Here is a 25,806-nt window from a genome sequence, read left to right as displayed (position 1 = left end):
CATGAAACGCAAACACCTGTCGCGCAGTGGGGCATACACTGTGCGCCACACTGGAGTTGTGCGCCTAACGGCGCGCGTCCTTGAACTCGAGCCGCTCAAGAAGCGAACCCGCCCACCACGGAGACAAGACCATGAACGCCCCCCTGCCCGAACACATTCGCCGCGCGCTGGAAACCGTCACGCTGGACGACAAATACGCGCTCGACCACGGCCGCGCGTTCATGAGCGGAGTGCAGGCGCTGGTCAAGCTGCCCATGCTGCAGCGCCAGCGCGACGCGCTGGTGGGCAAGAACACGGCGGGCTTCATCAGCGGCTACCGCGGCTCGCCGCTGGGGGGCTACGACCAGGCGCTGCAGAAAGCCGCGCCCTACCTCAAGGCGCAGAACATCGTATTCCAGCCCGGTGTGAACGAAGAGCTGGCCGCCACCGCCTTGTGGGGCACGCAGCAGCTGGGCTTCGCGCCGCCCGGCACCAACAAGTTCGATGGTGTGTTCGGCATCTGGTACGGCAAGGGCCCGGGTGTGGACCGATGCTCCGACGTGTTCAAGCACGCCAACATGGCCGGCACCACGCCCTGGGGTGGTGTGATCGCGGTGGCCGGCGACGACCACGTGGCCAAGAGTTCGACCGCTGCGCACCAGAGCGACCACATCTTCAAGGCCTGCGGCCTGCCGGTGTTCTTCCCGGCCTCGGTGCAGGACATCCTTGATCTGGGCCTGCACGCCATCGCCATGAGCCGCTTCAGCGGCGTGTGGGCGGGCATGAAGACGATCCAGGAGATCGTGGAGTCGAGCGCCACCGCCACCATCGACCCGGACCGCGTGAACATCGTGGTGCCCGAGTTCGTCATGCCGCCCGGCGGCGTGCACATCCGCTGGCCCGACCACGCGCTGGACCAGGAGGCGCGCCTGTTCGACTACAAGTGGTACGCAGCACTCGCCTACATCCGCGCCAACAAGCTCAACCACAACGTGATCGCCGGGCCAAACGACCGCTTTGGCCTGATCGCCAGCGGCAAGGCCTACAACGACACGCGCCAGGCCCTGCTGGACCTGGGGCTGGACGACGACACCTGCCGGCGCATCGGCCTGCGCCTGCACAAGGTGGCGGTGGTGTGGCCGCTGGAGGCGCAGACCACGCGCGAATTCGCCACCGGCCTGCGCGAGATCCTGGTGGTGGAGGAGAAGCGCCAGGTCATCGAATACCAGCTCAAGGAAGAGCTCTACAACTGGCGCCCCGACGTGCGGCCCAACGTGCTGGGCAAGTTCGAAGAAGCCGAAGGCGATTTCAGTGGCGGCGAGTGGTCCATGCCCAACCCGAGCGAGCGCACCCTCTTGCGCGCCAACGCCGACTTGTCGCCGGCCATCATTGCGCGCGCCATTGCCAAGCGCCTGAAGAAGATGGGCCAGGTGCCCGAAGACGTGATGGCGCGCATCGACGCGCAACTGGCCATCCTCACGGCGCAGGAGCAGTCGATGCAGACCCTGCTCACGCAGGGCGTGGCTGGTGCCGAGCGCCAGCCCTGGTTCTGCTCGGGCTGCCCGCACAACACCAGCACCCGCGTGCCCGAGGGTTCGCGCGCCATGGCCGGCATCGGCTGCCACTTCATGACGATCTGGATGGACCGCGCCACCGTGGGCTTCACCCAGATGGGTGGCGAGGGCGTGCCGTGGGTCGGTCAGCAGCCGTTCAGCCACGACCAGCACATGTTCGCCAACCTGGGCGACGGCACCTATTTCCACAGCGGCCTGCTGGCGGTGCGCCAGAGCATCGCGGCCGGTGTGAACATCACCTACAAGATCCTCTACAACGACGCCGTGGCCATGACCGGCGGCCAGCAAGTGGGCGAACGCCCCGAAGGCCACAGCGTGGTGCAGATCGCGCAGAGCATGCGTGCCGAGGGTGCCGTGAAAATCACCATCGTGACCGACGAGCCCGAGAAGTACGACGGCGTGAAGGGCCTGCCCGAGGGCATCGCGATCCAGCACCGCGACCTGCTCGATGCGGTGCAGAAGGAATTCCGCGAGATCAAGGGCACCACGGTCATCATTTACGACCAGACCTGCGCCACCGAAAAGCGCCGCCGCCGCAAGCGCGGCACGCTGGTGGATCCGGCCAAGCGCGTGGTGATCAACGAGCTGATGTGCGAGGGCTGCGGCGACTGCGGCGTGCAGTCCAACTGCCTGTCTGTCGAACCGCTGGAAACCGAGTTCGGTCGCAAGCGCACCATCAACCAGAGCACCTGCAACAAGGACTACTCGTGCTTGAAGGGCTTCTGCCCGAGCTTCATCACGGTCGAGGGTGGACAGTTGCGCAAGAAGGACAAGAAGGGCACCACCGCCGAATGGACCGGCGGCGTGTTGCCGGCGCCGGTATTGCCGGTGCTGGGCGCGGAAGCCTGGGGCGTGATCGTGGCCGGCGTCGGCGGCACGGGCGTCATCACCATCGGCCAGCTGCTCGGCGTGGCCGCGCACCTGGAGGGCAAGGGCATCGTCACGCAGGACGCGGCGGGCCTGGCGCAAAAGGGTGGCGCGACCTGGAGCCACGTGCTCATCGGCGCGCGGCAGGACGACATCCGCACCACGCGCGTTGCCTCGGCCTCAGCCGATCTGATCATCGGCTGCGACCCGATCGTGAGCGCGAACAAGGAAACCTGGCAGCGCCTGCGCGCCGGCCGCACCCACGTGGCCCTCAACGTGAGCGCCACGCCCACCGCGGCCTTTGTGAAAAACCCCGACTGGCAAAACCCAGCGCAGGCCTGCGTGGACGCACTGGTGCACAGCCTGGGTGTGGATGCCGTGGGCGCGTTCGACGCCGAAACCGCCGCGACCCGTTTGATGGGCGACAGCCTTTACACCAACCCCATGATGCTGGGCTACGCATGGCAGAAGGGCTGGTTGCCGCTGGAGCTCGAATCGCTGATGCGCGCCATCGAGCTCAACGCCGTGCAGGTGGAGAAGAACAAGGCCGCTTTTGAATGGGGCCGCCGCGCCGCGCACAACCCGCAGGCTGTGGCCGCGCTGTGGCAGAAGGCCAGCGCTGGTGAACAGGTGATCCAGTTCAAGAAGCGAGACTCACTCGACGACCTGATCGCGCGCCGCGTCGAGTTCCTCACGGGTTACCAGAACGCCGCCTACGCCGCCGATTACCAGCGCTTCGTCGCACGGGTGCGCGCGGCCGAAGCGCCGCTGGGCAAGACCACGTTGAGCGAGGCCGTGGTGCGCAACCTGTTCAAGCTGATGGCCTACAAGGACGAGTACGAGGTGGCCCGTCTGCACAGCGACCCAGCGTTCCACGCCCGCCTGGCGAGCCAGTTTGAAGGCGACTTCAAGCTCAAGGTGCACCTGGCGCCGCCGCTCGTTGCCAAGAAGAACGAGCGAGGCGAACTGGTCAAGCAGCCGTTCGGCCCGTACATGTTCACTGCGTTCAAGTGGCTGGCCCGCTTCAAGGGCCTTCGCGGGACCGCGCTGGACATCTTCGGTCGCACCGAGGAGCGCCGCACCGAACGTGCCCTGATCGGCGAATACCGCGCTGACATCGAGGCCCTGCTGCCGGCGCTCAACGCCACCAACCTGGAGCTGGCCACCGACATCGCCCGCATTCCCGAGCACATCAAAGGCTTCGGGCATGTGAAGGAACGCAACCTGGCCGCCGCCCGTTCGCGCCGCGATGGGCTGCTGATCCAGTGGCAACAGCCGGCTGGTGCGCCCAGCCTGGCCCGGGCGGCCTGAGCCACGGGCTTTCGCCCATCGTTCCAAGGACCCCCGGCATACAATCGCGGGTTGTGTTCCTGCGCCCGGGCGTCGCTTGTTGCGGCGCCCGGGCGCTTGGCCTTTTTCTGATCCCGAACCTGTTGGAGACCGCCCGTGTTCATTTCCTCCGCTTACGCCCAAGCCGCCGCTGGTGGCGATACCCAATCCACCATCCTGGGCATGTTGCCTCTGGTGTTGATGTTCGTGGTGCTGTATTTCGTGATGATCCGTCCCCAGATGAAACGCCAGAAAGAGCACAAAGCCATGGTCGAAGCGCTGGCCAAAGGTGATGAGGTCGTGACCGCCGGTGGTTTCCTCGGCAAGGTCTCCAAGATCGGTGAAATCTATGTCGGTGTGGAACTTGCCGACGGCATGGAAGTCCAGATGCAGCGCACTGCGGTGGTTCAGGTGTTGCCCAAGGGCACGCTGAAGAACGTCTGAGCGTCTTCGACGGGGTGGGTTCGCCCTTCCTGTCGCTGCATCAAGTCCACCCCCCCCGACATCGCTGACACACCTGCGGCCTCCAGGGCCGGCACACCATGAACCGTTACCCGCTGTGGAAGTACGCGATCATCCTGATCGTTTTGCTGATCAGTGCGATCTTTGCGCTGCCCAACCTGTTCGGCGAATCGCCCGCTGTGCAGGTGTCTGCGGCGCGTTCCACGGTGCGTATCGACAGCGGTACCGTCACCCGGGTGGAGCAGGCGCTGGCCGCGCAAGGTGTTCAAGCCGCGTTGATTCAGCTCGACGCCAATTCGGTCAAGGCACGCTTCGAGAGCACCGACGACCAGCTCAAGGCGCGCGACGCACTGGAAAAGGCGTTCAATCCCGACCCAGCGGACGTGGGCCACGTGGTCGCTCTCAACCTGTTGCCCCGCACGCCCGCCTGGCTGGCGTCGCTGGGCGCCTCCCCCATGTACCTCGGCCTGGACTTGCGCGGCGGTGTGCACTTCATGCTGCAGGTCGACATGGCCGCTGCCCTGCAGCGCCGCGCCGACGTGCTGGTGGCCGATCTGCGCACCCTGCTGCGTGAAAAGGGTTTGCGCCATGGTGGCATCAGCCGCAGCGGCCAGACCCTGGAGCTGCGTGCCGGCGACGCCCAGACACTGGGCACCGCTCGAGACCTGATCCGTGCGCAGTTTCCCGACCTGTTGCTCACCGACACCCCCGATTTCCGCCTGATTGCCACCCTGCGACCCGAAGCCGCGCGCCTCGTGCAGGAGCAGGCCCTCAAGCAGAACATCACCACCCTGCACAACCGCATCAACGAACTCGGCGTGGCCGAGCCGGTGATCCAGCAGCAGGGTGCCGATCGCATCGTGGTGCAGCTGCCCGGTGTGCAGGACACCGCCAAGGCCAAGGACATCCTGGGCCGCACCGCGACGCTGGAAGTGCGCATGGTGGACGAATCCACCGATGGTCAGGCGGCCGAGCGTGGTACCGGCGCAGTGCCGTTTGGCTCCGAGCGCTACCCCGAGCGTGGCGGTCGCAACGTCGTGGTCAAACGCGACGTGCTGCTCACCGGTGAAAACCTCACCGACGCACAGGCGGGCTTCGACAGCCAGACCCAGGAAGCCGCCGTGCATCTCACGCTGGACGCCAAAGGGGCGCGCATCTTCCGCGATGTCACACGAGACAACGTGGGCAAGCGCATGGCCATCATCCTGTTTGAAAAAGGCCGTGGCGAAGTGGTCACCGCACCGGTGATCCGTGGCGAAATCGGTGGCGGCAGGGTGCAGATCTCGGGCGCCATGACCACGGTCGAGGCCAACGACACCGCCCTCTTGCTGCGCGCGGGCTCACTGGCCGCGCCCATGGAAATCGTCGAGGAGCGGACCATTGGCCCGAGCCTGGGCGCGGAGAACATCTCCAAAGGCTTCCACAGCGTGATCTGGGGCTTTGGCGTCATTGTTTTCTTCATGTGCGTCTACTACGCGCTCTTCGGCATGTTCTCCAGCATCGCCCTGGGCTTCAACCTGTTGCTGCTGGTGTCCTTGCTGTCCATGCTGCAAGCCACGCTGACCCTGCCCGGCATCGCCGCCATGGCCCTGGCACTGGGCATGGCGATCGACTCCAACGTGCTGATCAACGAACGGGTGCGTGAAGAACTGCGCCGTGGCGTCTCCCCCCAGGTAGCGATCAACACAGGCTACGACCACGCGTGGGGCACCATCCTGGATTCCAACGTGACTTCGCTGATCGCGGGCCTGGCGTTGCTGATCTTCGGTTCCGGCCCGGTGCGCGGTTTCGCGGTGGTGCATTGTCTGGGCATCGTGACCAGCATGTTCTCTTCGGTGTTCTTCTCGCGCGGCCTGGTCAACCTCTGGTACGGCCGGCAGAAAAAACTCAAGACCGTGTCGATCGGCACCGTCTGGCGTCCCGAAGACCAGACTCCCGCCGTCAAGGCCGACTGAACGAGGCATCGCATCATGGAACTTTTCCGCATCCGCAAGGACATCCCGTTCATGAGGCACGCGATCGTGCTGAACGCGGTCTCGGCCATCACCTTCCTGCTCGCCGTCTTTTTCCTGACCACCCGCGGTCTGCACCTCTCGGTGGAGTTCACCGGCGGTACCGTGATGGAGGTCGCCTACGAGCAACCCGCCGATCTTGAGTCGGTCCGCAAGGTGATCGAATCCCTGGGTTATGCGGACGTGCCGGTGCAGAACTTCGGCACCTCGCGCGACGTCTTGCTGCGCTTGCCTGTGCTGGCGGGCCAGTCATCCGGACAGCAGAGCGAGACGGTGCTGGCCGCCTTGAAGGCGCAGAACCCGACCGTTGCGTTGCGCCGCACGGAGTTCGTGGGACCACAGGTGGGTCAGGAGCTGGTCGCCAACGGTCTTAAAGCCTTGGGACTGGTGATCGTGGGCATCATGATCTACCTCGCGTTCCGCTTCGAATGGAAGTACGCAGTCTCGGCCATCATCGCCAACCTGCACGACGTGGTCATCATCCTGGGCTTCTTTGCCTTTTTCCAGTGGGAATTTTCGCTGGCGGTGTTGGCGGCCGTGCTGGCCGTGCTCGGCTACTCCGTCAACGAATCGGTGGTGATCTTTGACCGCATTCGCGAGACCTTCCGCAAGCAGCGCAAGATGGCACCGCCCCAGGTGATCGACCATGCGATCACCTCCACCATCAGCCGCACCATCATCACCCACGGCTCCACCCAGATCATGGTGCTGTCCATGTTGCTGTTCGGGGGGCCGACGCTGTTCTATTTCGCCCTGGCCTTGACCATCGGTATCTGCTTCGGCATCTATTCGTCGGTGTTCGTTGCGGCGGCAATTGCCATGTGGCTGGGCATCAAGCGCGAAGACCTGATCAAGTCCACCAGCAAAAGTGAAGGCGATCCGGACGATCCGAACGCGGGCGCTGTGGTTTAAGCGTGAACGTCGGCGCATGCATACCCTTGCAGAGTCGTTCCTCGCCTCGCGGCTAAATTCTTTCATGTCATACTGAAAGCATTGTGTCGTCACCCGATCAGCACGTCTCTTCCCTGGCCAAACAGGCACGTGAACTCTTCGTGGTTCACGTGGGTCGTGCCCTTCCCGAAATGGTCAAGGCGTGCGACACGCGCCTGACCGCGCTGCTGGATCACGCCGGACCGGCGGTTGACCGGCAGGCTCGCCGAGACGCCTGGACCGAATTTCAACGCCACCAGGCCAACTGGCTCAACCAGAGCCGGCGCGCTTTGCAGCGCACCCTGCTTCCGCGCGTGTCCAGCAGTGGCCAGCCACTCAGTCAGTCTGGTGCCCTGGAACTGGTGGCCGAGGGGGCCATGGACGACCAGATCATGGCGTCGCGCCTGGCGATGGTTGTGCTCGAAAAGTCCTCCACCGAGCTCAACGAACTGCGCCTTCGCATCCAGTACCTGGAAAGGCGCCAGGAACTTCCTCGCGGCGACGTGTTGCTTCCCGACGTGACCGCTCGCATCCTGGTGGACCAGTGGCTTGAAGTCCAGATGAGCCGCGACGCGTGGCTTCTGGTGCAGGACGCACTGGCGCCGGTGATGACCGCCAAACTACACGACGCCTATAAGGCCGCCAACGAGTTCCTGATCGCCAGTGGTGTGATGAAGGAAATCGATCTGCAGGCGCTGGTCAAACGCACACCGGGCGCACGCACCGATGGGGTCGCCGTTCCGATCCGTCCAAGACCTGTAGGGCCCGCCAACAATGGGTTCCGACCTGCAAACAGCACCGTGGAGACCGGGCCGCGCACAGGCACCGGCTCGTCGGGCATGGGCGTGCAGGACGAAACGCGCCTGATGACGAGCACGTCACCCCTGGCGCGGGCTCGCATGCGCGCTCAGGGCGTCGTGGGCCGACTGCGCCGCATGCTGATCGACAAGGTGGGGGGCGATTTCGAAGCCACTCAGATCCTGCCCCCATCTCCCGGCCTGCAGCAGGCCATGCAAAGGGCCACGCCCGGTGACAGCGCGGGCGCCGGTTACTACGTTTCTGGTAGCAGCCGACCCGGAGCCGTCTACATGGATGCCACCCATGTGGAGAGGGCGGCCACCGGTCTGCGCCAGCGCACGGCAGAGCTCAAGCAGGCGGCCAGCACCCCCACCGAAAAGGCCACCATCGAGGTGGTGGCGCTGATGTTTCAAAGCATCCTGGCCGAAGAGCGTATTCCGCCCAGCGTGCGGGTGTGGTTCGCCCGTCTGCAGATTCCCGTGTTGCGCGTGGCATTGGCGGAGCCCGAATTCTTCAGCGCCTTGCAGCACCCGGCCCGTCGCCTGATCGACCGCATGGGCTCGTGCGTGATGGGCTTCGAATCGAACGTGAGTTCGAGCGCGCTGGAGGCCGAGATCAAGCGTGTCGTGCAGGTGATCGAGCAGTATCCCGAGACCGGCCGGCGCGTGTTCCAGTTGGTGTTCGACGAGTTCCAGAAGTTTCTTTCCACCTACCTGAGCGAGCAAGGCAGTGCGAGTCGGTTCGTCAGTGTGGCCCAGCAAGTCGAGCAGAAGGAAACCTTGTCGGTGCAGTACACGATCGAGTTGCGCAAGCTGCTTGATGACGTGCCCGTGCGCGACGAAGTGCGCGCATTCCTTTTCAAAGTTTGGGTGGAAGTGCTCGCCGTGGCCAGCGTGAAATATGGCCTGCGCCACGAAGAGACCGCTGCGCTCAAGCAGGTGGCTTCCGACCTGCTGTGGGCAGCCAGCGCCAAGCCCAATCGCGATGACCGCGCCCGCGTGATCCAGCAACTCCCTGCTTTGTTGCAGCGATTGCGGCAGGGTATGGGCATGCTGGGATTCACCACCGGCATGCAGGACCAGCACATCAAAACGGTCAGCGACACGCTCGCTGACGCCTTCATGTCCCGTACCGAGCCGATCTCGCAGGAGCAGCTCGACAATTTGTCACAGCGGCTGGCCAACCTGGAGGACTACCTGCCTGCCGATGGGCTGGGAGATCTGGACCTGGACAACGAAAGCATCGAGATGATCACTGGCGTGGACGCCAGCAACATCGAGGTGATCAACCAGGGCGGCAGCCAGCCCAACGAGGCGATGCGGTCCTGGGCGATCGAGCTTCAGATTGGTTCGTGGTTTGGCCTGGACCACAACGGCAAGCTCAACAGCGTGCAACTGGCCTGGCGCAGTCAGCGCGGGCAGCTTTATTTGTTTGTCACCAATGGCGGACGCTGTTTCCTGGTGCAGTCCATCCGGGTCGCGTCGTATCTGCAGGCGGGTTTGCTGGTGCCCACCGAAGAAGAAGCGCTCACCGTGCGCGCCACGCGAGACGCGCTTTCCAAGCTCGACGCCAACCCCGAACGCCTGCTCAGCTGAGGAGTCTCTCAACCTTTGCGGGCTTGCTCGTAAAGTCCCTGCACCCGCGGCACGTTGGCTTCAAGTTCGCGGATGCGGTTGGGGCCGCTGGGGTGGGTGGAGAGAAAGCCAGGACCGGCGCCGCCACCGGCGGAAGTCATTTTTTGCCACAAACTCACACTGGCCCGCGGCATGTAGGCCGAGCGGGCCGCCAGTTCAAGTCCCACCAGATCGGCCTCGGTCTCGTCCTCTCGGCTGAACTTGAGCGTGAGCAACTGCGTACCCAGGTTGGCGGCCACATCTCCGAGTTGGCCCAGTCCGAACAGTTGCGCGGCAATCGACAGGCCGATGCTCGTTGCGCTGCTTTTGGCAACACGTGCACGCGCGTGTTCGCGCAGTGCGTGGGCCATTTCGTGGCCCATGATCATGGCGGACTCGTCGTCGGTGAGCTGCAGCTTCTCCAGGATGCCGGTGTAGAAGGCGATCTTGCCGCCGGGCATGCAGAACGCGTTTACCTGGTCGCTGCGAATCAGGTTGACCTCCCATTTCCAGTCGACAGCACGCTTGTTCCATTGGGTCGAGTGCGGAATGATGCGGCGCGCGATGTTGCGCAGCCGCTGAACCTGGGGATGCCCGGCCGGCAGCAGCAGCTTCTTGTCGTTGGCCTCGCTCATCATCTGGGCGTATTGCTGGCCGGCAGCGCCTTCGAGCTCTTCGGCGGGCACCAGGTTCCGCAGGGCCGAAGCCTGGCCCACGTCTACCTGTGCAGCCGCCGGCAGGACACTGCCCGCGGCTGCTGTGGTTCCCGCCAACAGAAAGCCGCGGCGGGCCGACCAGACGTGATCGGGCCGCGTTGCGCGGAATGGGTCAGACTTGAAGTCGCAGATGAAACAGGAGGGTAGGGCCATAGTATTTCTACTATAGCCCCCCCAGGGAACCGTACGTGCGCCTTTCAGCGCATACGGCTCTTGCACGTCCTTTGACTACGCGGAGTAAACGGGTTGCAAACCCTGTGCCGCTTCATCAAATTTAAGTCCCCGTACTGGGACCGGCTTGGTTACCTCCAAACCTAGGGCGTGAATACGCCGGTGACACCATGGGTGCAGCAACACGCGATTGGACAGACTGTGCGAACCACCCAACCGTATTGGAACGATGTGGTGGTCATGAAGCCTGTCGTCCTCGTGGTTCATCTCGGTGCCACAGTGAACGCAGTTGCCGTTTTGGTTCATCCACAGATCGAGTCGTTGACCGTTCCAGATGGATTGCTCCATCCGTTCCCGTCTCAGTTTCTCTCGATAGACTTCCCATGCGGGATCAAATGGGTGGTATTCCCCCTTGACCTTCTTATGCCGAACAATTTTCGTGTCGGCTAGGTGGTACAGCTGCAGTTGGATTGCCTCTTTCCGCCTGTTGCGTATGGTCGCCAAAAATTCCCAGCGGCCCGGGTCATGTGTCCAGTAGTACAGGAACACCTTTCCTCGACCCCATCGTGGGTGTCGGCGCATTCCCCATCGCCGTAACCGCCAGAAGATCTGATGGTCGAGCTTGGTGAACACCTCCTTGGCGACAACGCCGTGGTGGTATCGCGCCCAGCCCTTGAGGATTGGGTTTAGCTCTCTGATCAAAGTTGCCTTTGACTTTGAGAGGTGTTTTGCGATCACATCACTGACCTTGCCATAGAACGCTTTCACGTTTTTCTGGCTGGGCTTGATGAGCAGTGTTCCCGTGTATTTCCGGAAATTCCAGCCCAGGAAGTCAAACCCGTCATCGATATGTGCCACGCGCGTCTTACCCTCGTGCAGTTGCAGTCCCCGCTCGCGCAGGAACGCTTCCACCCAAGGCCGGACCATGGTTTCGAGCACCTCTTTCGAGTCACCCGTCACCACAAAATCATCGGCGTATCGCACCAGATGAACCTTGGCCTTTTTGGCTCTTGTGGTTCCCAGTTGGTCTTGTAAGAACCGTGTGAGTCCCGCTTCGAGCCCGTCCAGCGTCAGGTTTGCAAGCAGCGGCGAGATGATCCCCCCCTGGGGAGTACCCGCCTCCGTTTTCTGCAGTTGCTGTTTATCCACCACTCCGCAGCGCAACCATTGCCCCAGTACCCGTTTGTTCATGTGAACGTTGGCGAGCAACCAGTCATGGTTGATGTTGTCGAAGAACCCCGTGATGTCTGCGTCCAGAACCCATTGGGCCGAAGCCTTCTTGGCCAGGCACACAAACAACTGTTGCCGTGCGTCGTGCGTTGACCTTCCCTTTCTGAATCCATACGAATTCGGGTCGGCGTGGCACTCTGCAGCAGGCTCCAGTGCCAGCAGGAACAGTGCCTGCATGGCGCGGTCTTTCATAGTCGGTATGCCCAGTGGCCGTTTCCTTCCATCCGCTTTAGGAATCCAGGTCCGCCGCAGCGGCTTGGCCCGGTATCCAGCGAGGTTCAGTTGACTGACTGCGTTCAGTTTTTCAATTGGCTTTTTCCATAGTTCGCGGTCCACGCCACAGGTCCGCTTCCCTTGGTTCTCGGTAACTTTCCTGACGGCCAATGCCTTGGCTTGCCAGGATCGGATTAGGCTTCTCTGAAGTCGTTTGACTCTTCGGAAGTCCTTCGCCAGTTCTGCCTGCGCGATTCTCGTTTGTGCTTTCCCTACGAAGTAATGAACGGCTCGCCAGTCCATGGCAGTCCACCCATTAGATTCGCCCGGGGACGCAGCATCGAAATCTTCCTCGATGTAATCCATACCTTCTCCGGTTCGGTTAGGACCCGGGTAGGGACATCTTCCCCGGAGGGACGATGCCCCCCCGGGTCGGTTGTTGAAAGACACGCGCGGCTCGCGCGGTCGATGCCTATTACAAGTCAGCGGGCTTTCACCCCAGGGCAAATCTTGAACCCCTATGCCACCCATTACAGGTGGCCATTCGCTTTTTGTAACGTCCTCTGCCCGCTGCACCATGGCCCTCACTTGCGTTCGGGCTGCCCCTGTCCGGAAGGACTGAGGCGATACATCGGGTTTACCTCGTTTCCCAAGATGTCCTGTCGGTCGGCAGACCGACAGACGGGGTTAGGGACTCACTTTCCACCGGGTGCGCGCTGGGGAACGAGTCAGAGGTGCACGACCCTCGACTCCCTGGCACCTTGCCTTTTGGCTCCAGCTCCCTTCAGATGAAGGATGCAAGCGTAAGCTGGTCTATTCTTACGGCGGTTCCGACGTGAGTTCACATTACATTTCCCATACCCTTTTCCCCCGCGTCTCCTCCCAGGCTTGTTCTGGAAGTCGGACGCACTCACGTGCGGCCTGTATGTCTTGCGACATGGGACGTTTACCCGCAGCTTCACACCCCCGGATTACTCCAGACGCATGTGCGGAAGAGGACACGCTGTTCCAAGCGTGGTTCAGTTGAGAACAAGACATCTTGAGCGGTGCCGCTCACGAATAGCCTGCACATTGGCCAACTGCAACGGTTTGTAAAACACGCGCAATAAAACCTCTGAGCAGAGAAATTTGTCTCTTTTCAGCTACTGGTTGTGCCCCTCGCGGGGCACAACCTACCGTTCATACCCCGTTGTGGGGTCTGTCCGGTGCAGCCAAAAGAGCGCCTTTCGGCTGCACAAATTCGCCCTTTTGAGAGGGCGTTTCCCGCGTCTCTCATAGGAGAAACAGGCTATCGTTAATGTCGTCATGAAGACGACTATGTGGCGACTTCGAGTCGCACCATACATGAATAATAGTCAAAGCCATGGGGGTGTGCCCACCCCAGTGCACCCCACCCTCTCAACGGTCCGCCAATGCCGCCACCCACACCCGTGACAACTCCGCAGGCCGCCGAGCCGATACCGCAGCCCAGCCCCACCTGGGGAGAAACCGTGCGCGTGTACCTGGAGCCTGCCAGCTTGCGCATGTTCGCGTTGGGTTTTTCGGCTGGGCTGCCACTGCTGCTGGTGCTGGGCACCCTGAGCTTTCGCCTGCGGGAAGCCGGCCTGGACCGGACGACCATCGGCTACCTGAGCTGGGTGGGACTGGCCTACGCCTTCAAGTGGTGCTGGGCGCCGCTGGTGGACCGCCTGCCCTTGCCGTTTCTCACGCGCTGGCTTGGGCGACGACGCAGCTGGCTGTTGCTGTCGCAATGGCTCATCATGGCCTCGCTGGTTGGCATGGCACTGTCTGATCCGCGCACCGGCCTGACCATGGTGGTGTGGTGTGCGCTGGCTGTGGCCTTTGCTTCAGCCACGCAGGACATTGCGCTGGATGCGTTTCGTATCGAGTCGGCCGACGTGCGTCACCAGGGCGCCCTGGCCGCGACCTACCAGACCGGCTACCGCCTGGCCATGATCTGGGCGGGCGCCGGCGTGCTGTGGATCGCCGCGCGTGCCGAGGTGGCCCCGGTGACCGCCGTGGTGGATGCCGCGCCCGGCGTGTTGTACCAGCAGGCCGCCTGGACCACGGCCTACCTGGTGATGGCCGCAAGCATGCTGGTGGGTGTGGTCACCGTGCTGTTCTCGCGTGAACCGGCGCGAGTGGAATTGCCGCCGTCGAAGAACGCTGCCGAGTGGCTGCGCAGCGCGCTGGTCGAGCCGTTTGCCGACTTCCTCAAGCGCTACGGCAAGCAGGCGGTTCTGATCCTAGCGCTCATCGGTGTCTACCGTATCAGCGACGTGGTCATGGGCATCATGGCCAATCCGTTTTATGTGGACATGGGCTACACGAAGGACGAGGTGGCGGCGGTCACCAAGGTGTTCGGCGTGATCATGACCTTGGTGGGCGCCTTCATCGGCGGTGCCCTGTCGCTCAAGCTGGGTGTGATGCGCGTGCTCATGCTGGGTGCGGTGCTCTCGGCCGCGAGCAACCTGCTGTTTGCCTGGCTGGCCGGGCATGGCCACGACGTGACCGCGCTTGTGCTGGTGATCTCAGCCGATAACCTGAGCGCCGGCGTGGCTTCCGCCGCGTTCATCGCCTACCTCTCTGGCTTGACCAACGTGACTTACTCCGCCACGCAGTACGCGTTGTTCAGCTCGATGATGCTGCTCGCGCCCAAGTGGCTCGCTGGTTACTCGGGTGCCTTTGTCGACGCCTTTGACTACCCGACCTTTTTCACCGCCACCGCCTGCCTGGGTGTGCCTGTGCTGTTGCTCGTCTGGCAGGCTTCCAAGGTCGCACCTGTGGGTGATCGACCTTGAGAGAGCGCCGCATTCACGTTTCTTTACGCCAACCACAACCCGTGTTCACACCTGGGCCGCACCCTAGCGGGGTCCTGATACACGCCAACACCTCCCATCCATGACATCCCAGCTGCTGATGATTGAAGACGACGCCCGTCTGGCCAAGATGGTTGCCGAGTACCTTGGCCAATCGGGCTTCGAGGTGACCCATGCTGCCGACGGTGAAGCGGGTCTGGAACAGCTGCAACTCGTCCTGCCCGAGCTGGTGATCCTTGACCTGATGATGCCGGGCATTGACGGACTGGAGGTGTGTCGGCGCATCCGCGCGCTGCAAGGCGACGTGGCGCGCGTGCCCGTGCTCATGCTCACCGCCAAAGGTGACCCGATGGACCGCATCATCGGCCTGGAACTCGGCGCCGACGATTACCTGCCCAAACCCTTCGAGCCGCGTGAGCTGCTGGCCCGCGTGCGCGCGGTGTTGCGCCGCCGCGGTGAAACCGGCAGCGCCAGCGTCTCGCGCAGCACGCCGGTGATGCGCTTCGGCTCATTGGACATCGACCGCGATGCGCGCACCGTGCTGGTGTCGGGCCAGATGTGCGAACTCACCTCGTACCAGTTCGATCTTCTCGTGGCCATGGCCGAGCGGGCCGGCCGTGTGCTCACGCGCGACCAGATCATGGAAGCGGTGCGCGGGCGCGAGCTCGAAGCGTTTGACCGCTCCATCGATGTGCACATCGGCCGCATCCGCAACGCGATCGAGGCCGACAGCAAGGACCCCAAACGCATTCTCACGGTGCGTGGTGTCGGCTATGTCTTCGCCAAGCAGCAGGAATGAAGGCCTTCTTCGGCTCCAAGCTCTACCTGCGCATCTGGCTTGCGGTGGTGGCCGCTGTGACCGTGCTCACGCTGGTTGTGGGCTGGTTGTGGCAGCAGGCGCTGGACGATGACCGTGCTGAGCGCGACGCGCGTGTGACCCGCACGATCGTGGTCCGTGATGCGTCCCGCGAGATTCTGGGCGAGGCCCCCGCGCGAGCCGTGCGCATTCCAGGAGGTGGTTGGGAATTCGAAGTGCTCATGAAGGACGGACAAAAGCTGTTCGTGCTGCTGCCGCGTCCCAACCGGCCCGAGGGCGTGAACAACCCGGGCCGCCGCGCCCCCGCCTGGCTACAAACGCCAACCGGCTTTGCGTGGTTGCTGGGGTTCGTGGCCCTGGCCGTGGCTGCAGGTGCCTATCCGATCGTTCGGCGCCTCACCAAACGCCTGGAGGGTTTGCAAAAGGGCGTGGAGCGCTGGGGCAATGGCGATCTGTCCACCCGCTTGCCGGTACAAGGGCGGGACGAGGTGGCCTTTCTGGCCGAGCGCTTCAACGCGGCCGCCGAGCGCGTGCAGGGCCTGGTGAATTCGCACAAAGTCCTGCTCGCCAACGCATCGCACGAACTGCGCTCTCCGCTCGCGCGCATCCGCATGGGGCTGGAGCTGCTTGGGCACGACGAAACCAGTGCGCAGCAGCGCCGGGAAATGGCGCGCAACATCGACGAGCTGGATCAACTGATCGACGAAATACTGCTGGCCAGCCGACTGGACCTGCGCGACGCCAGCGATGTGTCTGCGCTCGGCCCAACCGAAGAAGTGGATCTGGTGGGCCTGGCCGCCGAGGAGTGCGCACGCACCGGAGCCGATCTGGACATTGCGCCGGGAGCCTCCCCCGCACTCGTGCAAGGCCACGCCAAACTGCTGCGGCGTGTACTGCGCAACTTGCTTGAGAATGCGCGCCGCTACGGACACAGTGCAACGCCTTTCGCACCTGGCGCTGCGGAGCCCGATGTGCGCTTGCGTCTGTTCATTGAGTCAGGTGCGGGACGGCGTGCCGCGGTGCTGTGGGTGGACGACCGGGGCCCAGGCGTGCCGGTCGATCAGCGCGCCCGCATCTTCGAGGCCTTCTATCGCTTGCCCGGTGCGAGCGAGCGGGAGGGCGGTGTGGGTCTGGGCCTGTCGTTGGTCAAGACCATTGTCGAGCGGCATGGTGGCCAAGTCCACTGCGAAGACCGACCCGGCGGCGGCGCCCGGTTTGTCGTGCGGCTGCCGATTTGAGGTGGGTTCGTCCAATTGGTGAAAATTACCTAGCAGCAGTGCATCTTTGGTATTCAAAAAAAGCACCAAGTCCCCCATGTTGGGGATAGTCGAACCGACCGCTGCAACGCACAATAACGCCTGTTGCTGTCACAACATGTCGAAAAATCAGACCCGGCAAATCCCACACGTCGCTCAGCGCGTTTGAAACTGGTCTCCCAACGACGTCCCTTCAAGGACTTTCTAAAGCCACCTCACGGTGGCTTTTTTTTGGTGCGCCCAGCATGGGCGCCCACCTGCGGGTGCAAGTCCCGCTGCGAGCTGGTCACAGTGAGCAAAGTGAAGCGCAACTGCGTGAGGGCGACCGAGCGTGGGAAGGAAGCGTGGAGCGTAAAGCGCGAGCCGATGAACAAGAACCGCATAGAAGGCGTTGCCGAGCAGGGCGAGTGGGCCAGAAACCACGAAGCTCTTGTGACCAAAGGCGAGGCGACGTAGATGCGGCGGTTGTGCGCTGAAGGTGTGCGTTCTTACCTGGGGAGATCTCGCCTTGTTTCTGAAAGGAAGACGGCTCTGCTGGAGCGAGAAGTCAGCATAGGTCGTAGTAGCTGGCGCCGGGGCCGATGAGGCCAGAAGGCAAGAGCGAAGGACCGAACGAGAGTGAGTGAGCGAGGACAAGGAGATGTCAAAGGCCATGCGTCAGATGCTGGAGCGATCCGGGCGGGTGACCGGCTGCTCAAGACCGTACTCACCATTGCGTACTTCGACCGATTGGGAGTGCCAAGGCTGTCCTGACCTCAAGCTCTCGAACCGCCCGGTGCGGACCCGCACGCCGGGTGGTGTGGCAGGGGTGCCTCCGAATATGGAGGCCCCCTATGCCGGCCTCTGGGTTCTACGTTCAGTCGGTTCCGAACAGGTCCCGGGTGTAGACCTTGTCTTGAACATCTCCAAGTGCGCTGGTGTAGCGGTTTGCGATGATGACATCCGATTGCTGCTTGAATGCGCTCAGATCATTGATCACTTTGGAGTCTAGATACGCTGGCTCAGTAAGTGCCGGCTCGTGAACGATCACTTCGACACCTTTGGACTTGATCCGCTCCATGATCCCTTGAATGCTGGATGCTCGGAAATTGTCAGAGCCCGCCTTCATGATCAGCCTGTAGATGCCAACCACTCTTGGCTTGCGACTCAGGATTTCATCGGCGATGAAGTCCTTTCGAGTGGTGTTTGACTCCACGATCGCATGGATGAGGTTCTGAGGTACGTCGCGGAAGTTTGCCAGGAGTTGCTTGGTGTCCTTGGGTAAACAGTAGCCACCATAGCCAAAACTGGGATTGTTGTAGTGAGTGCCAATCCTGGGGTCGAGGCACACGCCATCAATGATCTGTCGTGTATCGAGATCATGCATGGCTGCATATGTGTCCAACTCATTGAAATAGGCGACGCGCATTGCCAAATAGGTATTGGCAAAGAGTTTGATGGCCTCGGCCTCAGAGCTGTCGGTGAATAAGGTGGGAATATTTTGCTTAAGGGCTCCTTGCTGCAGCAAAGACGCAAAAACGTTAGCGCGTTCGCCTTTGTCTCCGACAATGATCCGGGAAGGATGAAGATTGTCAAAGAGAGCTTTGCCCTCACGCAGAAATTCCGGGGAAAATATGATGTTTGCCGTACCAAACCGACGCTGGGCTCTGGCTGTGTAACCAACTGGGATGGTGGACTTGATCACGATCATCGTTCGAGGATTGATGGTCATCACGTCTTGAATGACCTTTTCAATTGACAGCGTATTGAAGTGGTTTGTCGCTGGATCGTAGTCGGTCGGTGTCGCCACCACGACAAAGTCCGCGCCCGTGTAAGCGTCATGAGCATTTAGGGTCGCCTTGAGATTTAACGACTTATGTTCAAGATAGTTGCTGATCTCAGCATCTTCGATAGGCGATTTTTTACGATTGAGTAATGCGACCTTGACAGGATCGATGTCAAGTGCAGCGACTTCGTTATTTTGTGCTAATAGCACTGCGAGTGAGAGGCCTACATAGCCTGTGCCTGCGATGGCGATTTTCATTGAATTTGAATTTCCTGAGAATTGAATTTCGATTTCAGATATCTTGCGACTTTGTATTGGGGCCCTGAGTCGCAGTATTGATGCCTAATGGGGTCAAGGAGAGGTCGTTGAGTTGATCTCTTGAGGATTGATTTTTTGCGCTGGGTCGAATTTTCGGAAATTGGTCGTGTGCACCCAATCCACCACCTCGCCCATGGGTTGATATCCCTGTACGCAGCGCTGCATTAGTGCTCGGACGGTCAATACGTCCTGCGATGAGAGCGCTTGGTCAATCTCGCGCAAAGTTTGCTCAAAGTCACTCCACGGCATGAAGTCTTCGCGGGCGCGCAGGATGCGCGGATGCTGTGTTGGCTGTGGGTCGTCGCCGATAAGCAGTTCTTCAAAGAGTTTTTCCCCGTGGCGCAAACCCGTGGTGTGGATCTCGATGTCGCCTGTGGGGTTGAGTACAGTTTTCACTTGCAGGCCTGAGAGCTCCACCATGCGTTGCGCGAGGTCCATGATGCGCACCGGCTGTCCCATGTCGAGCACGAACACATCACCGCCCTGGGCCATGGCGCCGGCCTGGATCACCAGTTGGGCCGCCTCGGGAATGGTCATGAAGTAGCGGGTGATGTCCGGGTGGGTGAGCGTGATCGGCCCGCCGTCCTTGATCTGCTGGCGGAACAAGGGCACCACCGAGCCGCTGGAGCCCAGCACATTGCCGAAACGCACCATCGAGAATGTGGTTCCGCCCCGCTCGGTCGCCAGGGCTTGCAGCACCATCTCGGCCATGCGTTTGCTCGCACCCATGATGTTGGTGGGGCGCACGGCCTTGTCGGTGCTGATGAGCACGAAGTGGCTTACGCCGGCGGCCTGCGCACTGCGCGCACACACCAAAGTGCCCCACACGTTGTTGCGCAGCCCTTGCACCGGGTTGTGCTCCACCAGCGGCACGTGTTTGTAGGCGGCGGCGTGGTACACCGCGTGCGGTCGCCACGTCTGCATGATCTGCCCCATGCGCTCGGCGTCTTGCACCGAAGCGAGCAGCGGCACCAGCGTCACCGCCATGGGCGCGACCGCGTCGCCTTCTTCCACATCCAGCGGGTCGACCTGTCCGCCCACCAACGCGGTGAGCTCGTGGTGGATCTGGTAGAGCGCGAACTCGGAGTTCTCCACCAGCAGCAGCGTGTGTGGCCGGCAGGCGGCGATCTGCCGGCAGAGTTCACTGCCGATGCTGCCGCCAGCACCGGTGATGAGCACCACCTTGTCGTGCACCAGCCGCTGCAGCAACATCGCGTCGGGCGTGACCGGTTCGCGGCCCAGCAGGTCTTCAAGCTCCAGCTCGCGCACATCGTTCAAGCTCACCCGGCCCGCGGCCAGGTCCGACATGCCGGGCATGGTGCGCACCCGCACCGGCAGGTGTCTCAAGGACTCCACCACCTGCAGGCGCCGCTGGTGTGTGACCGAAGGCAGCGCAAGCAGCAGATCGGTCACGCCCAGCTCGGGTATGAGCCGGGGCAGCGCCGATGGCGGGTAGACCGTGCGACCGTCCAGGCTGTTGCCATGCAGTTGGGTGTCGTCGTCCAGAAAGCCCAGCAAGCGGTGCTCGGTGCCACGTGCGAGTGCGGCAGCCAGCTGGCGGCCGGCTGCGCCCGCGCCGTAGATCAACACGCCGGGCATGTCCTTTCGCTGCAGAACGGTGCGGTAGAGGCCGCCGAGCCAGTAACGCACCACTACCCGGCTGAAGCCCACAAAGGCCATCAACAACAGTGGCTGGATCACGCCCACCGTGCGCGGAATGCCCGGGACACTGATGACGGTGAACAGGGTGGCGTAGAAGAGCGCGTACAAGGAGATGGCCTGCACGAGGCTGACCATGGCGTTCCAGCCCGCGTACCGGAAGATGGCGCGGTACAAACCAAAGCGGATGAAAAGTGGCAGGGCCAGCAGCACCGAACCCAGCATGGCCCAGCCATGCACGGGCTCCAGTCGCACCCAGTGCTCCAAGCGCAGGCACAAGGCCAGCCAAACGGTGAGCACACACAGCGCCACGTCTACGGCGAGCGCGACCAGGCGTTTGGCCACGCGAGGCATGTCCAGCAGCGTGGTCGCTGCGAACGTCTCCGAATCCCTGTTGGTCATTGTTTTAGTGGGTCACGCCGTCGCGGCGCAACACCTTCACAAACGTCATCCACAAAATGCGAACGTCGAAGGCCAAAGTGTGCCGCCGCAGGTACTCAGCGTCCAGCGCCACCTTCTGCGTAATCGGCAGTTCGTCGCGGCCATTCACCTGCGCCCAGCCCGTCAAGCCCGGCACCAGTTCGTGCACGCCGTACTCGGTGCGCAAGGCGATCAGGTCGTGCTGGTTAAACAGTGCGGGGCGAGGCCCCACGAAGCTCATGTCGCCCTTGATGATGCTCCACAGCTGGGGCAATTCGTCCAGACTGCTCTTGCGCAAGAAGGAGCCGATGGGAGTGAGGTACTTCGCCGGATCGATCAACAGATGGGTGGCTACGGCGGGCGTGTCCACCCGCATGCTGCGGAACTTGGGCATCTTGATAATCTGGTTGTGGCGACCGACGCGATCGCTCCAATACAGCGCAGGGCCCGGCGACGTGAGCCGCACCGCCAGCGCAATGCTGGCCACGGGCATCAGCAACACCAGCGCCGCTGGAATGGCCAGGGCCAGATCAAAGAGGCGCTTGATCACGGCGCTAGCCCCGCCACCGCTCGCCGCAGTCCTTCGTCCACCGAAAGGGGTGGGCTCCAGTTCAGGGTGTTGCGGGTGTGGCTGATGTCGACCTGGAGGTTGCCGAGCAGGCGTTGCGCCATGTCGCCCTTGCCCAGCAGGTTGGCGCCGAGCTGAAGCAGCGAAGGCGGGACTGGGAGCAGTCGCGCCGGTTTGTTCATGGCGAGACCCAGGCGGCGCAGCAGGTCGGCGGTGGACAGGTCTTCACCGTCGCTGACCAGAAAGGTCTGGTTGGCGGCGGCGGGGTGGTCGATGCAGGTGATGAGCAGGTCGACCAGGTTGTCCAGCGCGACGAAGCTGCGGCGGTTGTGGGTGACGCTGGCCAGCGGCAGGGGGATGCCACGTTGGACGGCCCGCATCATGGATGCGAAGTTGGCTTTGACGCCTGGACCGTAGACCAGGGGTGGGCGGACGATTACGACTTCCATGCCGGTTTCAGCAGCGATTTGACGCAAGCCTTGTTCGGCTTCCATTTTGGAAATGCCGTAGGGGTCTTGTGAGGAGAGTGCGTCGTTTTGACAGCACGGCTTCCTATGTTCTTCGCCGTGAACTTTAATCGTGCTGAGGAAGATCAGCCTACGTATATGTGCCTTACTTGCTTGTCTCGCTAATTGAAGGGTACCTTCTGTGTTGACTTTTCGAAACTCATTCAATCGGTCGGTAGCGTGGTCTTGCATCTGATGAACGCGAGCAGCCGTGTGGATGACAACGTCACAACTGGTTAACGCCTTAGACCAGTCAGTTCGACCGTCTACACTGCCCACCTCAATTGCGCCGTGCCACTTATTGCGAGTAGCCGATATGGGTGTGTGTCCACGCACCTCCAAGGCAGTGGCTGTGGTACTGCCTAAAAACCCATTGGCACCGGTCACAAGTACTCTCATTGAGCAAGCACTTCTGCATAAAGTGCCAAAGTTTGCTTCTCTACCAGAGTTGAGGAAAATTCTTCAATTATCCTTTGTCGGCCGCGCGTTCCCATTTGACTGCGAAGTGGCGGATCCAGAAGCAGCCGTTCCAAAGCGTTTGATAGGGCCCCCGCGTCGCGGGCCGGAACGAGCAGCCCATTGTCTTCGTGACTAACCGCCTCCCGACACCCAGGGACATCGGTCGTCACGCAGGGCAACCCAGTGGCCATGGCCTCCAACAAGAACTTTGGCAAACCCTCACGGTAAGAGGGCAAACATGCAATGGATGCTTGAGCCAGCACTTCTGGCATGTCTTTGCGAAAACCCCACAACTCGACAATGCCTTCCTGACGCCATCGGGTCAGTGTGTCGTTGTCAATACAGGCTCGATTGCCAGGATCGCTATCACCAACCACCACAAAGCGAGCGTGTATGCCACGCAAGCGAAGAGTCTCCGCCGCCCTCACAAATTCACCAATACCTTTGTCCCAAAGCAAGCGGGCAGCAAGGATCACGACTGGTTCACCTGAGCCCTCTGATTTCCTCCCATAAAGGACTGGATCAACACCAGCCCCTCGTATCAGCACAGCATCCGATGCTCTCACTTGATTGGTGTGCACAGATGACTCAAGGTCATCAACGTTCTCAAAAATCACGCGGCTGCCTTGGGGATTTAAAAGAACGCGAAGGGCCAGTTGAATAACAGGTCTTGCAATGAACATTAATGGACTGGTGGAAGTGTAGACATATCCACCGCCCACCATCGCGTTCACAATATGCTTGACGCCAGAAAGGCGGGCTGCAATACCGCCAAGCAGTATGGGCTTGAGCGCTACCTGATGCACGATGGTTGGATGTTCATATCTGTAGACACGAAGAATCCGTAAACATGCCAGCACAGCAGAAAATGGATTCATGCTGCGTCTGTCGATATGCAACGGGATCATCCGCAAGCCCGCAGCCTCAATGCTCTCTCGGTGTCGATTGCAATGTGTCAGTACTACCACCTCATAACCTTCTTTCTGCGCTGCTGTTGCGCGGGATAAAAAGTGTGAGTAGAAGAACCAATCGACTGTCACCAAGAACAACAGTTTGGGAGGGTGTTTGCAAGAGGTAGATTGCAAGAGCATGCTTCCTAGATTGTTTGCGTCAGATCTAATACCATATCTTCTGGTCGACATTATTGTTGTCAAATGATCACAGCCGCAATGTCTTTGATATTGATGAAAGTGAGTGATCTCAAATCATGCTCGGGTTGCTCGCATCACTGACTTTCCTGCGCTAAGTGCCGATCCAAGGAGCCACCTCAAGTCTCGCGTCACCAGAAAGTTCCGCAATTGAGCTCCTGCCGCATTTGAATATGCGGTACGGGATCGGCGTGCCTCTCCCTTTGGCGATGCGTTGTATGAGAGCAGTACTTCAGACATGTTGGCGAACTGCCAGTTAGAGTCCAGCGCCAACCTGAGCCACAGATCGTAGTCTTCCGCATTTTTTCCACCCAAGTAGCCCCCCATCTCTACAATAACCTGTCGACGCAGCATGACAGACGGGTGACACATCGGATTTTGATAATGCATGTGACTGCGAATCTCGCGGTCAGTTTCTGGAGGCGAGACTTTTCCGTGCACGTGACCATCGGCGTCCATCAGTTCATAAGCCGATCCCAGAACGGCTACGGACGGGTGGCGCTCCATGAAGTCGAATTGACGTTCAAGTCTGTCGGGTGCAGATACATCGTCCGCATCCATTCGGGCCACCAAGGGTGCACGGGCCAAGTGCAGTCCTAGACTCAAACTGAAGTTCAGCAGATAGATGGGAGTATCAATTACACGCACACGCATATCGCGTCCATAAACCCCCTGCAAGGATAGAGCCAATTTATCGGCGTGTATGCCGTTGACGATAAGCAGCAATTCAAAATCATCGAGTGTCTGGTTCAAGCAGGACCGTATGGCGCGATGCAGCAACTCGTTTTCTTGGTGTGTGCAAAGCAGCCAAGACACTTTTGGACTCCCCGCTTGCAGTGAGGTAGGTGTGGATTTGACGTTCAAGAAGTGCACCTGTGCAGTTTTAGCTCTGCCATATATATGGAGGGGTGGCGAACTGTTCTGGGCCAACCTCCAGAGACGCTCTTTCAAGCACTTGGTTGATAAGTATGGCTGTTAACGAGATGGCCACAGCAGTGCTGATGCACAACCACCTGGAGCGTGAAGACACTGTGCCCAACGCAGCAAAGGCGATAGGGAGTATTGGCATGAGATAGCGAGGCTGCACAAACAACGAAAGGCTGACCATGAACCAGACGCAGAGCCCCAGTGCTGCACCCAACCGCCGATGGCGATCGGACCGCGAGTTGCTTTGAGTCCTGAGTGCGCAGCCCAGCAATGCCGCCAAAATCAAAATGCCAAAAAGCCAATACCCCAGACCAATCCAGTAGACCTGCCCCTCTTGGTTGTGCAAGACAGGAAAGAGAGCCATGGACAACAGGTTGTACATCAACCTCAAGCCGTAGAGAGTCAAACCGTCCAGCGTTGATAGCGGATCCAAGGCGAGAGCGGACGCCAAGCCCCCGACAGGTTGGCTGGAAATCAAGTCTTGGTAGATCGCCAAGTTGCGGCCCAGCACTGGGGCAATAGACGCCAAAGGGCCGAACAGGCAAGCTGCAGTCGCCAGAAGGCCCAGCATCATCGCAGGCAGATGACGCTCACGCTTGTCAAGCACCCAGAGAGAACACACGCATAGCATGAGAAATAGGCCGTATCCGTCACGCAGCGTATACATCAACGCGCAAAAGCCGAGAGCGCTCCACCAGCGGCGATCGTCGCGAAGCAGGCAATCCACCAAATACAGCGTCAGCAACAAGAGGGGGATTTCCTTGTTGGGACCGGGCATTGCCAGCACTAAGTACGGATTCCCCAGCAAGCCAAGGATTGTCCAAGAGGGTGCTTTCAACTTTTGCAATCCGACTCTCCTGAACATTGCGATGCTCGCCATGATGAGCACCACGTTCTCGGCGTAACAGAGAGCAGGGTGAAGAAACCAGGTCCAGCCGTAAAAAATGGTGATGCCGATGAATGGGTTGCTCCATTGCAGCAGACCGCCTTGTATCCAGAAATTCTCCAGAGTCAGTGCGATGTTGACCACATCAGGCACCACTAGCCCCCTCTCGACTGCAAGATCAAAGTTGATCTGCTGAAGGATGAGCACCCAACTGCTCAACGTAAAAAACAGGGCGATGGAGCAGTACCAGACATAGCCTAGGGGTCGCGCTTTCTTTGTTCGACAAGAGCGACTCGCTTGATGCTCAATCGACATCCGATAAGGTTGAACGGAGGCATCCGTCTCGTAGTCGGGCGGAACCATC

General features: G+C 61.0%; 17 protein-coding genes. 8 read left to right on the top strand and 9 right to left on the bottom strand.

Annotation, left to right across the window (positions count from 1 at the left end; translation table 11 throughout):
* The first annotated feature begins 131 nt into the window (after positions 1-131).
* From F9Z44_RS20060 to F9Z44_RS20040, 5 genes are all read left to right on the top strand, one after another.
* Entirely contained in the window at positions 132-3,731 is a 3,600-nt protein-coding gene (locus F9Z44_RS20060) for an indolepyruvate ferredoxin oxidoreductase family protein (RefSeq protein WP_159608441.1), read from the top strand.
* Positions 3,732-3,866: 135 nt separating this feature from the next.
* Positions 3,867-4,193 (top strand): preprotein translocase subunit YajC, encoded by a 327-nt coding sequence (yajC, locus tag F9Z44_RS20055; RefSeq protein WP_159608440.1) that lies wholly within the window; start codon positions 3,867-3,869, stop codon positions 4,191-4,193.
* Between the two features lie 98 nt (positions 4,194-4,291).
* Positions 4,292-6,166, top strand: coding sequence for a protein translocase subunit SecD (gene secD / locus F9Z44_RS20050; protein ID WP_159608439.1), 1,875 nt, complete (start codon positions 4,292-4,294; stop codon positions 6,164-6,166).
* 15 nt (positions 6,167-6,181) lie between these two features.
* Complete coding sequence (gene secF / locus F9Z44_RS20045; protein ID WP_159608438.1) at positions 6,182-7,135, top strand: protein translocase subunit SecF; 954 nt, start codon at positions 6,182-6,184, stop codon at positions 7,133-7,135.
* An 83-nt stretch (positions 7,136-7,218) separates the two neighbouring features.
* Positions 7,219-9,546 carry a DUF1631 family protein gene (locus tag F9Z44_RS20040; protein WP_159608437.1) on the top strand — a complete coding sequence of 776 codons (2,328 nt, stop codon included), beginning with the start codon at positions 7,219-7,221 and terminating at the stop codon, positions 9,544-9,546.
* An 8-nt stretch (positions 9,547-9,554) separates the two neighbouring features.
* On the opposite strand, the gene F9Z44_RS20035 is transcribed toward F9Z44_RS20040, so the two are convergent.
* Positions 9,555-10,433, bottom strand: a complete 879-nt coding sequence (locus tag F9Z44_RS20035; protein WP_159608436.1) for a M48 family metallopeptidase — start codon at positions 10,431-10,433, stop codon at positions 9,555-9,557.
* A 75-nt stretch (positions 10,434-10,508) separates the two neighbouring features.
* Positions 10,509-12,260, bottom strand: a complete 1,752-nt coding sequence (gene ltrA / locus F9Z44_RS20030) for a group II intron reverse transcriptase/maturase (protein ID WP_159608435.1) — start codon at positions 12,258-12,260, stop codon at positions 10,509-10,511.
* Between the two features lie 1,046 nt (positions 12,261-13,306).
* Between ltrA and F9Z44_RS20025 the strand changes: the two genes are divergently transcribed.
* From F9Z44_RS20025 to F9Z44_RS20015, 3 genes are all read left to right on the top strand, one after another.
* Entirely contained in the window at positions 13,307-14,695 is a 1,389-nt protein-coding gene (locus tag F9Z44_RS20025; protein ID WP_159608434.1) for an AmpG family muropeptide MFS transporter, read from the top strand.
* A gap of 100 nt (positions 14,696-14,795) precedes the next feature.
* Positions 14,796-15,512 (top strand): response regulator, encoded by a 717-nt coding sequence (locus F9Z44_RS20020; RefSeq protein WP_159608433.1) that lies wholly within the window; start codon positions 14,796-14,798, stop codon positions 15,510-15,512.
* Positions 15,509-16,768, top strand: coding sequence for a sensor histidine kinase (locus tag F9Z44_RS20015; protein ID WP_159608432.1), 1,260 nt, complete (start codon positions 15,509-15,511; stop codon positions 16,766-16,768). The genes F9Z44_RS20020 and F9Z44_RS20015 overlap by 4 nt, the downstream gene beginning before the upstream one ends.
* Before the next feature lie 874 nt (positions 16,769-17,642).
* Here the strand turns inward: F9Z44_RS20015 and F9Z44_RS20010 are convergent.
* The 7 genes from F9Z44_RS20010 to F9Z44_RS19980 form a co-directional block, all read right to left on the bottom strand.
* Complete coding sequence (locus tag F9Z44_RS20010) at positions 17,643-18,809, bottom strand: nucleotide sugar dehydrogenase (protein WP_159608431.1); 1,167 nt, start codon at positions 18,807-18,809, stop codon at positions 17,643-17,645.
* Positions 18,810-18,902: 93 nt separating this feature from the next.
* Positions 18,903-20,930, bottom strand: a complete 2,028-nt coding sequence (locus F9Z44_RS20005) for a polysaccharide biosynthesis protein (RefSeq protein ID WP_159608430.1) — start codon at positions 20,928-20,930, stop codon at positions 18,903-18,905.
* A gap of 4 nt (positions 20,931-20,934) precedes the next feature.
* Positions 20,935-21,495 carry a sugar transferase gene (locus F9Z44_RS20000; RefSeq protein WP_159608822.1) on the bottom strand — a complete coding sequence of 187 codons (561 nt, stop codon included), beginning with the start codon at positions 21,493-21,495 and terminating at the stop codon, positions 20,935-20,937.
* Entirely contained in the window at positions 21,495-22,421 is a 927-nt protein-coding gene (locus F9Z44_RS19995) for a UDP-glucose 4-epimerase family protein (protein WP_159608429.1), read from the bottom strand. Before F9Z44_RS19995 ends, F9Z44_RS20000 begins: the two co-directional genes overlap by 1 nt.
* On the bottom strand, positions 22,418-23,521 hold the full coding sequence (locus tag F9Z44_RS19990) for a glycosyltransferase family 4 protein (protein WP_236574402.1): 1,104 nt from the start codon (positions 23,519-23,521) through the stop codon (positions 22,418-22,420). The genes F9Z44_RS19995 and F9Z44_RS19990 overlap by 4 nt, the downstream gene beginning before the upstream one ends.
* Positions 23,522-23,686: 165 nt before the next feature.
* On the bottom strand, positions 23,687-24,493 hold the full coding sequence (locus F9Z44_RS19985) for a glycosyltransferase (RefSeq protein ID WP_159608427.1): 807 nt from the start codon (positions 24,491-24,493) through the stop codon (positions 23,687-23,689).
* 19 nt (positions 24,494-24,512) lie between these two features.
* Positions 24,513-25,805: a hypothetical protein gene (locus F9Z44_RS19980; RefSeq protein WP_159608426.1), complete on the bottom strand. Its 1,293-nt coding sequence runs from the start codon at positions 25,803-25,805 to the stop codon at positions 24,513-24,515.
* Between the last annotated feature and the right edge of the window lies 1 nt (position 25,806).

Origin of the sequence: Hydrogenophaga sp. PBL-H3, from assembly GCF_010104355.1 — a bacterium.
Classification (GTDB): domain Bacteria; phylum Pseudomonadota; class Gammaproteobacteria; order Burkholderiales; family Burkholderiaceae_C; genus Hydrogenophaga.
The sequence above is the reverse complement of the archived record's forward strand: the minus strand, read 5'-3'. Positions and strand labels throughout refer to the sequence as shown.